Origin of the sequence: Streptomyces sp. WZ-12 (assembly GCF_028898845.1) — a bacterium.
In the GTDB taxonomy this organism is placed as follows: Bacteria; Actinomycetota; Actinomycetes; order Streptomycetales; family Streptomycetaceae; genus Streptomyces.
Genome location: NZ_CP118574.1, coordinates 3,434,323 through 3,446,364, shown reverse-complemented (window position 1 = coordinate 3,446,364; position 12,042 = coordinate 3,434,323). Strand labels below are relative to the sequence as shown.

The following is a 12,042-nucleotide window of genomic DNA, read 5'->3' as shown; positions in this document are numbered from 1 at the left end:
GGTACAAGAGCCCTTGGCATACCCGGGTACGTCGTGCTGTCCGTTTGGCTCACGTACCGTCAACTCTGTCCGGACCATGCGTACTTGGAGGTGGGCCGCCGTGGCACTCTCGATTTCGGCGGTGGTGCTGCTGGCGATCATCGTCTTCTTGTTGATCAGGAAGTCCGGGCTCAAGACGTTGCATGCCTTCGTCTGTATGCTGCTCGGCTTCTATCTGGCCAGCTCGTCCGTAGCCCCGACGATCAAGAGCCTGACGACCAACGTCGCGGGGATGATCGGCGGCATCAAGTTCTGAGCCGCTAGCCGTCCCCAGTCGGCCCGCCCCGGCCACGGCCTCGGCGGGCTCCGGGGCGATCGTGCAGAGCGGCTGCCCAGGGCGCCGCGGCCGGCTCGTAGGCTGTCGGCATGACCTCCCACCCGCCCGCGGGGCGCAGCGACGCTCCCAGTCGCCGCCTCCTCCTGGTGCACGCGCACCCGGACGACGAGTCGATCAACAACGGCGCCACCATGGCCAGGTACGCGGCCGAGGGCGCCCGGGTCACGCTGGTGACCTGCACCCGCGGCGAGGAGGGCGAGGTCATCCCGCCCGGGCTCGCCCACCTGACGCCGGACCGCGACGACGCCCTGGGCCCGTACCGCGTCCGCGAGCTGGCCGACGCGATGGCCGCCCTCGCCGTCACCGACCACCGCTTCCTCGGCGGCCCCGGCCGCTACCGGGACTCCGGGATGATGGGCGCGCCCCAGAACGACCGGCCGGGCTGCTTCTGGCAGGCCCCCGTGGACGAGGCGGCGGCCCACCTGGTGGCCGTCATCCGCGAGGTCCGCCCCCAGGTCCTGGTCACCTATGACCCGAATGGCGGATACGGCCACCCCGATCACATTCAGGCCCACCGCGTGGCGATGCGGGCCGCGGAGCTGGCCGCGCGGGCCGACTTCCGCCCGGATCTCGGCGGCGCGTATGCGATCGAAAAGATTTACTGGAACTGCAACCCCCGCTCGGAGGTCGAGGCCGGTCTGGCCGCGGTGGCCGGAGCCGAGCACCGCTTCGCCGGGGTCGCGGCGGTGGGCGAGGTCCCCGGTGTAGTGCCGGACGACGCGGTCACCGCGACGCTCGTCGGCGCGGGCGGATACGCGGACGCGAAGGCCGCGGCGATGCGCGCGCACAGGACGCAGATCGTGATCGACGGGGCGTTCTTCGCGCTCTCCAACGACCTCGGCCAACCGCTGTTCAGTACGGAGCACTACCGGCTGGCGCACGGAAAGTCCGGCGCGGCCGACGGGGAGCGCGAGGACGATCTCTTCGCGGGGATCGTGGAGTCGGCCGGTTCGACGGGGGCGCCCGGGCGCACCCGACGTGAGGAGGCGGCGGAATGACGACGTCGAAGGGCGGCGGGACCGCGGCACGGCGCGGCCCCCACAAGGGCGGCGCCGACGCGGACAGGGGCCAGCGGACCAGGGCGTCCGGTGGCGGCGCCGCGGCGCGCGGTGGCACCCCCGCGGCGCCACCGGGCGGGGCGTCCGCGAGCGCACCGTTGACGCCGGGCCGGGTGGGCATCTACGCCCTGCTGCTGGTGGCCGGCGTCCTGGTCGCGCTCGCCGGCACGCTCGTCCAAGCGGCCTGGTTCCCGGGCGGGTTGCTGCTGGCGCTGGCCGGAATCGGTGCCCTCTTCTACGGGGGCTCCAGGGCTACCGGGACCGCGGCCGGGGTGCTGGTGCCCGGCGCGGCCTGGCTGGTGACGGTGTTCCTGCTGATCAGCGACGTACGGCCGGAGGGCGACTTCCTGTTCGGGCCGGGGCTCGGCTCGTACGCCTTCCTCCTGGGCGGCATGGTGATCGCTGTGATCTGCGCCACCGCTCACCAGTTCCGTGCTACCGCCGCGCCCCGTGGCCGAGTTGGCGGATGACGCGGCCCATATCGGGGCGTGCGCCGGGCAGTTGCGGGCGGCCGGCACTCATGCCGGCGTCACGGCCGATGCGGCGGTCTTGCCGCGCACTCGGAGTGCCGGACGGCGGCGGACAGTATGGTGGTGCGCGCCGCCGCGCCGCCCTGGGGGCGCCCCTCCCGCTGACGCTGGAGGCTCCCCGCCCGGCCTTCAGGTCGGGGGATCATGTCTGACGAGCGGCGGAGCCAACCGGGAGAACCTGCTTTGAGTCGTGAATCTGACAGTTCGTCCTCCGGCCCTCGGGGCCGCGGCGGAGCCGTTTACCCGTCGGGGACACCGCCCTACGGCTCGCCCAGGGGAGAAGCCGGCGAGGCGTCGGCGCCCGGATCCGCGGACCGGCCGGAGGAGCCCAAGACCGAGACCACGCTGACGACGCGGATCAAGATCAATATCCCGGGGTCCCGCCCCATCCCGCCGGTCGTCGTGCGCAAGCCCGTCGGTGAGGAGTCCGGCATGAACGCATCGGCTGCATCCGGCGGTTCCGCCGGCGGCTCCGGTTCCCAGGGGACGTCCCGTCCGGCCTTCGGTGGCGAGCGGGCCGCCGAGCGGACGGCGGAGACGCCGCGCCCGGAGGCCGTGGCGGGCGAGGCACCCGCCACCCCGAAGGAGAAGACGACCAGCGACTGGTTCTCGCCGCGCAAGCCCCAGGGGCCGGCCGGCGGGCAGTCGTCCACCACGGGCACCCACCAGGTGCCGGGTGCGCCGGCAGCGGCGGCGGGCGGCCCGTCCACCCCGCAGCGCCCGGACCTCCCGTACTTCTCGGACGCCCCGGCGGCGGCCTCCGGGCCCGTCCCGCAGGACGGCGGCACGCCCTTCGACGGCGGCCGCGGCCACACCGCCTCGCCCTACGAGAACGACCCGCTGGGCGGCGACCCCTTGGGCGGCGCTCCGTTGGGCAAGGACCCCCTGGGCAACGACCCTCTGGGCGGCGCTCCGTTGGGCAAGGACCCCCTGGGCAACGACCCTCTGGGCGGCGACCCGTTGGGCAAGGACCCGTTGGGCGGCGACCCCCTGGGTGGCGCCCCCTTCGGTGGCGACGCACCCGGTGGCGACCCGCTGGCCGGCCCCTCCCCGTTCGACGGCCCGCAGGGCCCCAGCGGCCCGACGGTCGGCCCGGCGCGCGGCGACTCCGCGCTCGACCTCCCGCCCGGATTCAGCGACCCCAGCGCCGGGAAGAGCGCCGCGGGCCGGCTGAGCGACGACACCGCCGAGCTCACCCCGCAGCCCCCGGCTGGGGCCGGACCCGGCGTCGCCGGCGGCATCACGGGCGGCCTGGGCGGCACCCGGCAGGACAAGGGCGCCCGGCCCGGCCCCAAGGGCGGCCCGCGCAGCGGCGGCCCCGTTGGCCGGGTGTCCGGCGACACCCTGGTCGGCGGGATCCCCAAGGTCCCCGGGAAGGACGGTCCGAAGACCGCCACCCCGTTCGCCGCGGCGCCCGGCAACGGCGAGGAGAGCGCGGCCGCCAAGCCCCGCCCCAAGATCCCCGAGCCGATCAACCCGCCCAAGAAGGGCCGCAACAAGCTGGTGCTCCTCGGCGTCGCCGTGGTCGTCCTGGCTGGCGTCGCCTACGGCGCCGGGTTGCTGCTCGACCACGCCGACGTGCCCAACAACACCACCGCGCTCGGCGTGGACATCGGCGGCACCTCCAAGGACGACGCGGTCAAGAAGCTGGAGACCGCCCTCAAGGACCGTCGCACCGCACCGCTGAAGATCACCGTCGACGGCAAGTCCGAGAGCCTGCTGCCCGCCCGGGCCGGCCTGGACGTCGACCTCCAGGCGACGGTCCGCAACGCGGCCGGCCGGGACTACAACCCGGTCTCCGTCATCGGCTCGCTCTTCGGCGTCAAGCGCACCGCCCAGCCCGCGGTGATCGCCGACAAGGAGAAGCTGGGGGTCGCGCTCCAGAACGTGACCGGCCCGGCGGACGCCACCGCCGACGGCGGGATCACGTTCGAGAACGGCAAGGCGGTGCCGCACTACGGCGCGCCCCACAAGGCGATCGACGCCGCGGCCTCCGAGAGCAAGATCACCGACGCCTACCTCAACCGCGTCAGCACCGGCAGCGACGCCCCCGTGGTGCTCGCCGCCACCATCCAGCAGCCCAAGGTCAGCAAGGCCGCGGTGGACAAGGCGCTCAAGCAGTTCGCCGAGCCGGCGATGTCCGGGCTGATCACGGTGCGGACGGACCCCCAACACGCGGTCTCCTTCAGCCCGCAGAAGTCCATCCCGAAGTTCTTCTCCTTCAAGATCGTGAGCGGCGAGCTGGTGCCCTACTACGACCGGCCGGCCCTCAAGGAGCTCTACGGGACCACCTTCGACGGCGTCATGGTGACCAAGGGCGACGGCAGCAAGCACCCGGTCAGCGTCGAGGAGGTGGCCGGCGCGGTGGGCAAGGCGCTGCAGGGCAGCACCCCCGCCGAGCGCGTCCAGACCATCGCGACCAACGGCAACTGACGGATCGCGACCAACGGCAACTGACGATCGGGATTTCCGCTTCCCGACCGCCGTATCCTCGGCACCAGCAGGTCAGAGGCCCTCTGGGGAGAGTCCTCCGGGATTCCCCCTAGGGGGCCTCACCCATGACATCTGTCATGCCGCTTTGCGGACACCTGACACTGCCGGACCGCACCGTCGATCGAGGAAGCTCAATGTCATGACGACGACAGCTACCACCACTCTCACCGCCGCGCGGGACGCGGGCCGGGCCCCGGTGGTCAGCTTCCAGGGGGTCAGTAAGAGTTACGGCGCGGTGCGCGCGGTGGCCGACCTCCACCTGGAGCTGCACCCCGGCGAGACCGTCGCCCTCCTCGGCCCCAACGGCGCGGGCAAGTCCTCCACCCTCGACCTCCTCCTCGGCCTGCGCACCCCGGACACCGGCGAGGTCTCCCTCTTCGGCACCACCCCGCAGCGCGCCATACAGGAGGGCAGGGTCGGCGCGATGCTCCAGAGCGGCGGCCTGATGGAGGGCGTCAAGGTCCGCGAGCTGGTCCGGCTCGCCCGTGATCTGCACCCGCGCGGCTATTCCGTGGACCAGATCATGGCCACCGCCGGCATCACCGACATCGCGGACCGGCTCGTCGGCAAGCTCTCCGGCGGCCAGGAGCAGCGGGTGCGCTTCGCTCTCGCCACCGCCGGCGCCAACGACCTGATCGTGCTCGACGAGCCCACCACCGGCATGGACGTCTCCTCCCGGCAGACCTTCTGGGGCGCCATGCGCCGCCAGGCCGACGAGGGCCGCACGGTCCTCTTCGCCACGCACTACCTCGAAGAGGCCGACGAGATAGCCGACCGCGTGATCGTGCTGCACCGCGGTCGGGTGCTGGCCGACGGCACCTCCGCCGAGATCAAGGCCCGGGCCGGCGCCCGCCGGATCACCTTCGATCTGGACGAGCTGCCCGACCGCAGCGCGCTGGAGGCCCTGCCGCACCTGACGTCCCTGACCGTGTCCCACAGCGGTTCCGCCGCGGGCGCCGCGCGCACCGTCCGCATCCAGTCACAGGACGCCGACGCCACCGTGCACGCCCTTTACGGCCTCGGTCTCTACCCGCGCAACCTCGAAGTCTCCGGCCTCGGCCTGGAGCAGGCGTTCATCGCCATCACCACCGCCGAGGAGGCGGCCCGATGACCACTCTGATCAAGCTGGAGATCCTCCGCGCGCTGCGGAACAAGAAGTTCATGTTCTTCTCGGTGATCTACCCGCCGGCGCTCTACCTCCTCATCGCCGGCGGCGCCGACAACAAGCCGCTCACCGGCACCGGCCTCACCATGGGTCTCTACTACATGGTCTCGATGTCCGCCTTCGGCGCCATGACGGCCGTCCTGCTCGGCAACAGCGAGCGGATAGCCAAGGAGCGAGAGCAGGGCTGGGTGCGCCAGCTCCGCCTGACCGCGCTGCCCGGCCGGGGCTATGTCGCCGCGAAGATAGCCGCCGCGGCGACGGTCAGCCTGCCCTCGATCCTGCTGGTCCTGATCGCCGGTGCGGTCGTCAAGGACGTCCGGCTCGAAGCCTGGCAGTGGCTCGCCATCGCCGTCGGCACCTGGCTCGGCAGCTTCGTCTTCGCCGCCCTGGGCGTCGCCATCGGCTACGTGGCCACCGGCGACGCGGTCCGCCCGGTCTCCATGCTCTGCTTCTTCGCGCTGGCCTTCCTCGGCGGCCTGTGGATGCCGATGACGCTGCTGCCACAGTGGGTGCAGAACATCTCCGAATGGCTCCCGACGCACGCCTACGCGGCGCTGGGCACCGCCGTCGAGGCCGGCGGCGCCCCGCACGTCAAGGACGTGACCATCCTGCTGGGCTACCTCATCCTCTTCGTGGGCGGTGCGGCCTGGCTGTACCGCAAGGACACTCGAAAGGCATGAGACCGGTGAAGACGACGAGCGTGGCGGACGACCGCAACCCGGTGCTGATCGGGCAGCGGCCGCGCAGTCGCCGCCAGGCCGTCGGCAAGTCGATGTGGATCGCCATCTGGCTGCTCTACCTCGCCGGCCCGGTGGCCGAGCTCACCAACCGCGGCTTCAGCACCGGCCAGCGGATATGGGGCGTCGTCGGCCTCACGCTCTTCGTCCTCGCCTACGCCCTGCTGGTCTTCCGCCACATGCTGCGGAAGCCGCCGCTCGCCCTCCGGTACACCCCGCTGATCGTGATGGTGCTGTTGTCCGTCCTCCTGACCTGGACGCTGGGCTACTCCTGGCTGGTGCTGTTCATCTTCACCAGCGTGGCCTCCGCGGTGGTCCTGCCCTGGCAGCGCTCCCGCTGGGTCATCCCGCTCATCACCGCGGTGCTGATCGCCGTCGGCATCCGCTATCCGGAGATACGCAACTACTACCTCTTCGCCTACGCGCTGCCGGCCCTCGGCAGCGGCTTCGTGATGGTCGGCGTGCAGAACCTGGTCCGTACGACGCAGGAGCTGCGGGCCGCCCGGGAGGAGGTCGCCCGCCTCGCCGCCAACGAGGAGCGCCTGCGGCTCGCCCGCGATCTGCACGACCTCCTCGGGCACTCGCTCTCGCTGATAACGCTCAAGAGCGAGCTGGCCGGGCGGATGCTGCCCGGCCGCCCCGACGACGCCGCCAAGCAGGTCGCCGACATCGAGCGGGTCAGCCGCCAGGCCCTGGTCGACGTCCGCGAGGCGGTCACCGGTTACCGCCGCCCCCGCCTGGCGGTGGAGCTGGCCGGCGCCCGCGCCGCGCTGCGCACCGCCCAGATCGCGCTCACCGTCGACCCGTCGCTGGAGGAGGAGCACCACGGGCTGACCGCCGACACCGAGGGCGCCCTGGCCTGGGCGCTGCGCGAGGCGGTCACCAACGTCGTCCGGCACAGCGGCGCCCGCCGCTGCGAGTTGCTGCTCACCGAGGAGTGGGAGGCCGACGAGCGCCGCTATGTCTGCCTGACCGTGGCCGACGACGGGGACGGCCCGTCCCGCGCCCAGCACGACGGCAACGGCCTCGCTGGCCTGCGCGAGCGGCTGGCGCTCACCGACGGCCATCTGGAGACGGGCCAGGCCCCCGGCTCCGGCGGCTTCGTGTTGCGGGCCTTCGTCCCGCTGCGCGCCCCGTCCCCGTCCCCGGACGGCCCGATACCCGCGCCGGACAGCTCCCCGGAGCCGGTGAACGGCCCCGCCTGAGGGGTGCCCTGCCGGGCCCACCCCGCTGCCCCGTGCACGGACTCCCGGCCGCCGTGCCCGCCTCGGGCCGTAAGCTGGCCCGCATGATCAGACTGCTGCTGGCGGAGGACCAGTCCATGGTCCGGGAGGCGCTGGCGGCGCTGTTGTCCCTGGAGGACGACCTGGAGGTCGTCGCCCAGGCGGCCCGCGGGGACGAGGTCCTCGCCCAGGCCAGGGCGCATGCGATCGACGTCGCGCTGCTGGACATCGAGATGCCGGGGATGACCGGGCTGGACGCCGCGGCGCGGCTGCGCGACGAGTTGCCCGGCGTGAAGGTCGTCATCCTCACCACCTTCGGACGCCCCGGGTATCTACGCCGCGCCATGGAGGCGGGCGCGGACGCCTTCCTGGTCAAGGACGCCCCGGCCGCCCAGCTCGCGGACGCGGTGCGCCGGGTGCTGGACGGTGAGCGGGTCATCGACCCGGCGCTGGCGGCGGCCGCGTTGGCCGACGGTGCCAGCCCGCTGACCGAGCGCGAGCGCGATGTCCTGCGGGCCGCCGCCGACGGCTCCACCAACGCCGAGATCGCCACCGCCCTGCACCTCTCCCAGGGCACGGTCCGCAACTACCTCTCGCTCGCCATCCAGAAGACCGGCGCCCGCAACCGCGCGGAGGCCGTCCGCACCGCCCGCGACAAGGGTTGGCTCTAGTACCGCAACGAATCCCCTGCCCGACGGACCAGGGGCGCCCCGGCCGCGATCCGTCGGACAGGCCCCAGGGCGCTTCCAACGGGCCACGGCCGTCCCCGCGCCGCCGGCCGCGCCCGCGACCTCCGTCGGGTGATCCGGCGGACCTTCGCCCCTGTGCGGGCGCGCGGAACGTCCCGCAGGCTTGAAGTGTCATGCCAGCCCACCGCCCTGCCGAGGACGGCGTCCTCGCCCCCGTGCTGCTGATCCTCGCCATCGTGGTCGTCGCGGCGATCGACGCCACGACCGGCCCGGAGCTGCACCTCTCCGCGTTCATGGGCATCGCCTTGTTGGTCGCCGCACTGCGCTGCTCCTACCACCGGACGCTGCTGGTGGCGGTCGTCTACGTCGTCTGCCTCACCTACGTCGATCTGCTGACGGTGCCCGACTGGGCTCCGGCCAGCCGGGTCGTCGGCGTCTTCGGGGCGTTCCTGGCGGGCGTCTTCTCCCTCGTGTTGTGCCGCACCCGGCTGCAGCGCGAGGCGCTGCACGCCCGCACCAGCCTGGTGGCCGACACCGTCCAGCAGGCCATGCTGCGCGAACTCCCGCTGCGCGCGGGCCCCGTGGAGGCGTACGGCTTCTACGTCTCGGCCCAGGAGGGCGCCCGGGTCGGCGGCGACATCTACGAGGCCGTCGAGACCCCGCACGGGCTGCGGCTGCTGATCGGCGACGTTCAGGGCAAGGGCATGCCGGCGATCGGCGCGGGCCTGGAGGTGCTGGCGTCGTTCCGCGAGGCGGCCCAGTACCAGGAGTCGCTGGAGGGCGTGGCGGGCCGGATGGAGCAGGCGCTGACCCGCTACAACGCCCGCTCCGCGCAGGAGGGCACCGACGAGCGCTTCGTCACCGCGCTGCTGTTGGAGCTCCGCGCCCCCGGTCGGGCCCGCATCCTGTCCTGCGGCCACATCCCGTACTACCTGGTGCGCAACGGCCACGTCGACGAGCGCTCCGAGGGTGAGGGCGGGCTCCCGTTGGGGCTGGCCGGACTGAGCCGCGAGCCGCGCCGGAGCGTCCTGATCAGCCCGCAACCGCACGACTGGGTGGTGCTGTGCACCGACGGCGTCACCGAGGCCCGCAGCGCCGACGGCCACTTCTACCCGCTGGCCGAGCGGATCGCCGCCCGGGTGGAACTGGAGCCCGCCGACCTGGCCCGCACGCTCCGCGCCGACCTGGAGCACTTCACCGGCGGCGACCTGAAGGACGACGCCACGCTGCTGATCATCCGTCGTGCCTCCGCGGACGAGGCCCCGGCGGCGGCCTGACCGCGCGCCGCCGGCCGGTCAGTTGAGCCGGGCCCGGGCCGCCGCCGCCTCCTGCCGCAGAGCGGTCGCGGCCGCCGGCTGGACCGGCTCCAACACCTGCGCGTACTCCTCCAACTCGGCTGCCCCGGCCAGGAATTCGCCCCGCTGCACCAGGAGCCGGGCGCGCTCGTGACGCAGCCGCGCCGGATGGCTGGGCAGCAGCAACGACAGGTCCAGCGCCCACAGGTGGACCGCGCTGTGCTCCGGGCGGGCCTGCGCCCAGGCCCGGATGTTGTTGAGGATCCGCTGGACGATCTCCAACGGGCCGGCCGGCGCGAGCATCCCCGGCGTCAGCGCCTCGCCGGTGGCCCCCGCGACGAGCATCGCCGCGTCCTGGTCGGTGAGCAGCCGCCCGCCCTCGAACGGGTCGGCCAGCACGTGCCGCCCGGCCGGATCCCCCAGCCCGACGACGAAGTGGCCCGGCAGCGCCACTCCGTAGACCGGCGCCCCGGCCCGCCGGGCGACCTCCATCCAGACCACCGACAGCAGGATCGGCAGGCCGTGCCGCCGCCGCACCACCTCGTGCAGCAGCGACGACGCGAGTCGCCGGTAGTCGCTGGCCGAGCCCCCGAAACCGTGCCGGGTGCCCAGCAGTTCGGCGAGGTTGCGGGCCCAGGCGCCGGGGCCGCCGGCCGGGGCGTAGGGCAGCGCGCCGGCCAGCCGGTCCAGTTCGATCTGCGCCGCGTCGATGCCGGCCTCGCCCAGGGACGGGTCGGCCTCGGCGCCGATCAGCAGGCACAGCAGGGCGAGGTCGGGCCGCTCCTCGCGGGCCGCCGCCGCGAACTGCCGCCGCCGTTCGTCGCGCGCCGCGTCCCGCCCCGGCTCCCCGCCGCGCTCCGCTCGCTCACCCATACCGGACGGACACCCCCTCAGACCCCGGTCGCGCCGGCGGCCGGGCCGCGCCGGTAGTGATAGCCGTGGTGCTCGGTGAACCCGAGCCCGTCGTACAGTGCCAGCGCGCCCGCGTTGTCCGCCTCGACCTGGAGGTACGCCGCGGAGGCGCCCTCGGCGAGGGCCCGCTCGGCGAGCGCCGCCATCACCAGTTTCGCCAGCCCCCGGCGCCGCCGCGCGGGGGCGGTCTCCACCGCCGCGAAGCCCGCCCAGCGCCCGTCGACGGCCAGCCGACCGATCGCCTCGGTGCCCCCGTCCGGCGCCGGCACCCGCGCGAACCAGACCGACGGGCCGCCGGTCAGCACCGCCAGCGCGTCCGCGGTGGGCGTCCCGGCCCGGTTGTACAGGCCCAGCCAGTCGGCGTCCGGCTGCCGGGAGAGCAGCACCCGTGAGGTGTCCGCGGCGGTGTCCGCCAGCGGTGCCAGCGCCGCGGTCCGCACCGAGGTGTGCGCCTCGTCGCGCCAGCCGCGGGTGGCCAGTTCGGCGGCCAGGTGCTCGTCGGCGTCGGCCCGCCCGGTGGCGACGGTGAACAGGGCGGGCAGCCCGCGGTCTGCGTACCACCGGGTGACCCGGGCCAGCGCCTCGTCCAACGGGACACCGGGGTCACCGAGCGGCACAACGGAATTGGCGCGCCGGGTGAAGCCCCCGGAGGCCCGCAGCGTCCACTCTCCGAGACGTTCCGTCTCAACGGCCGGCCAGCCACGGGCCGCGACCTCCTGGAGCTCGCGCACCGAGGCCGCCGGACCCCTCCTCCGGGCCGGCGCCGCGGGCACCACCTTGCCCGCCACCAGCGAAGATTCATCGATCCGTACGCACTCGCCGCTGCGCCGTGTGATGCTCAGCACACCGTCGTCCCATGATGTGAGAACGCCGACCGCGTCCGTGAACGCCCCAGCCCCCGCACCGGCCCCGGTCAGACGCCGGACGGATACCCTTTTGCCCACGTCAGCATGGGTGATGCGGACTTCCGCGCGACCGCCGGCGAGGAATTCCATCGCTCTCTAACCGCCCCTCTTGTTCGTCTCGTGCCCGGGAACGGAGATACTAGGTGGCGGGCATCGACGACGCCGCGCTCCCGCGCGCCCAGCGGCGGTACCGCCGATCGGTCCGCCGGCCCTACCGAGGAGGAACGACAGCGTGACCTACGTCATCGCGCAGCCTTGTGTCGACGTCAAGGACAAGGCATGCATCGAGGAGTGCCCCGTCGACTGCATCTACGAGGGCTCCCGGTCCTTGTACATCCACCCGGACGAATGCGTCGACTGTGGTGCCTGTGAGCCGGTCTGCCCGGTCGAGGCGATCTTCTACGAGGACGACACCCCGGAAGAGTGGAAGGACTACTACAAGGCGAACGTGGAGTTCTTCGACGAGCTCGGCTCCCCGGGCGGTGCCAGCAAGCTCGGCCTGATCGAGCGCGACCACCCGTTCATCGCCGCCCTGCCGCCGCAGAACCAGGACCACTGACCGACACCGCCCGGAGGGGCGGAGGGGAGCCGGCCCGCTCTCCCGCACCTCCGAGGTAGCTGGGGCAGCCCCGGCACGAGCTGGGGAAGGCCGCACGGCG

At 73.4% G+C, this 12,042-nt stretch carries 12 protein-coding genes; 10 read left to right on the top strand and 2 right to left on the bottom strand.

What is annotated here, in order from left to right; all coding sequences use genetic code 11:
* The first annotated feature begins 100 nt into the window (after positions 1-100).
* The 9 genes from PV796_RS14450 to PV796_RS14410 all read left to right on the top strand — a co-directional run bounded on the left by PV796_RS14450 (position 101) and on the right by PV796_RS14410 (position 9,548).
* The gene (locus PV796_RS14450; protein ID WP_274913505.1) at positions 101-295 is read left to right on the top strand and encodes a hypothetical protein; all 195 of its coding nucleotides are present in this window, start codon (positions 101-103) and stop codon (positions 293-295) included.
* Positions 296-405: 110 nt separating this feature from the next.
* Positions 406-1,374, top strand: a complete 969-nt coding sequence (gene mshB, locus PV796_RS14445) for an N-acetyl-1-D-myo-inositol-2-amino-2-deoxy-alpha-D-glucopyranoside deacetylase (protein WP_274913504.1) — start codon at positions 406-408, stop codon at positions 1,372-1,374.
* Positions 1,371-1,904, top strand: a complete 534-nt coding sequence (locus PV796_RS14440) for a DUF6113 family protein (RefSeq protein WP_274913503.1) — start codon at positions 1,371-1,373, stop codon at positions 1,902-1,904. Before mshB ends, PV796_RS14440 begins: the two co-directional genes overlap by 4 nt.
* A 243-nt stretch (positions 1,905-2,147) precedes the next feature.
* Positions 2,148-4,397, top strand: a complete 2,250-nt coding sequence (locus PV796_RS14435) for a hypothetical protein (protein WP_446750595.1) — start codon at positions 2,148-2,150, stop codon at positions 4,395-4,397.
* A 199-nt stretch (positions 4,398-4,596) separates the two neighbouring features.
* Positions 4,597-5,568, top strand: a complete 972-nt coding sequence (locus PV796_RS14430; RefSeq protein ID WP_274913501.1) for an ABC transporter ATP-binding protein — start codon at positions 4,597-4,599, stop codon at positions 5,566-5,568.
* A complete protein-coding gene (locus PV796_RS14425; RefSeq protein ID WP_274913499.1) occupies positions 5,565-6,302 on the top strand; it encodes an ABC transporter permease in 738 nt (245 codons plus the stop codon). The genes PV796_RS14430 and PV796_RS14425 overlap by 4 nt, the downstream gene beginning before the upstream one ends.
* The gene (locus tag PV796_RS14420) at positions 6,299-7,564 is read left to right on the top strand and encodes a sensor histidine kinase (RefSeq protein ID WP_274913498.1); all 1,266 of its coding nucleotides are present in this window, start codon (positions 6,299-6,301) and stop codon (positions 7,562-7,564) included. Before PV796_RS14425 ends, PV796_RS14420 begins: the two co-directional genes overlap by 4 nt.
* Before the next feature lie 83 nt (positions 7,565-7,647).
* On the top strand, positions 7,648-8,253 hold the full coding sequence (locus PV796_RS14415) for a response regulator transcription factor (protein ID WP_274913497.1): 606 nt from the start codon (positions 7,648-7,650) through the stop codon (positions 8,251-8,253).
* Positions 8,254-8,444: 191 nt separating this feature from the next.
* Positions 8,445-9,548 (top strand): PP2C family protein-serine/threonine phosphatase, encoded by a 1,104-nt coding sequence (locus PV796_RS14410; protein WP_274913496.1) that lies wholly within the window; start codon positions 8,445-8,447, stop codon positions 9,546-9,548.
* Between the two features lie 18 nt (positions 9,549-9,566).
* Here PV796_RS14410 and PV796_RS14405 read toward each other — a convergent pair whose 3' ends face one another.
* Positions 9,567-10,439, bottom strand: coding sequence for a transglutaminase-like domain-containing protein (locus PV796_RS14405; protein WP_274913495.1), 873 nt, complete (start codon positions 10,437-10,439; stop codon positions 9,567-9,569).
* Positions 10,440-10,456: 17 nt separating this feature from the next.
* On the bottom strand, positions 10,457-11,473 hold the full coding sequence (locus tag PV796_RS14400) for a GNAT family N-acetyltransferase (protein WP_274913494.1): 1,017 nt from the start codon (positions 11,471-11,473) through the stop codon (positions 10,457-10,459).
* Positions 11,474-11,615: 142 nt separating this feature from the next.
* Here PV796_RS14400 and fdxA point away from each other — a divergent pair, with 142 nt between their 5' ends.
* Positions 11,616-11,942, top strand: a complete 327-nt coding sequence (gene fdxA, locus PV796_RS14395) for a ferredoxin (RefSeq protein ID WP_016573354.1) — start codon at positions 11,616-11,618, stop codon at positions 11,940-11,942.
* The last annotated feature ends 100 nt before the right edge of the window (positions 11,943-12,042 follow it).

Bases quoted from the DNA above. Each gene is read 5' to 3' on its own strand.
- mshB (WP_274913504.1), top strand. From the start codon at position 406: ATGACCTCCCACCCGCCCGCGGGGCGCAGCGACGCTCCCAGTCGCCGC.
- PV796_RS14440 (WP_274913503.1), top strand. From the start codon at position 1,371: ATGACGACGTCGAAGGGCGGCGGGACCGCGGCACGGCGCGGCCCCCAC.
- PV796_RS14430 (WP_274913501.1), top strand. From the start codon at position 4,597: ATGACGACGACAGCTACCACCACTCTCACCGCCGCGCGGGACGCGGGC.
- PV796_RS14425 (WP_274913499.1), top strand. From the start codon at position 5,565: ATGACCACTCTGATCAAGCTGGAGATCCTCCGCGCGCTGCGGAACAAG.
- PV796_RS14420 (WP_274913498.1), top strand. From the start codon at position 6,299: ATGAGACCGGTGAAGACGACGAGCGTGGCGGACGACCGCAACCCGGTG.
- PV796_RS14415 (WP_274913497.1), top strand. From the start codon at position 7,648: ATGATCAGACTGCTGCTGGCGGAGGACCAGTCCATGGTCCGGGAGGCG.
- PV796_RS14410 (WP_274913496.1), top strand. From the start codon at position 8,445: ATGCCAGCCCACCGCCCTGCCGAGGACGGCGTCCTCGCCCCCGTGCTG.
- PV796_RS14405 (WP_274913495.1), bottom strand. From the start codon at position 10,439: ATGGGTGAGCGAGCGGAGCGCGGCGGGGAGCCGGGGCGGGACGCGGCG.
- PV796_RS14400 (WP_274913494.1), bottom strand. From the start codon at position 11,473: ATGGAATTCCTCGCCGGCGGTCGCGCGGAAGTCCGCATCACCCATGCT.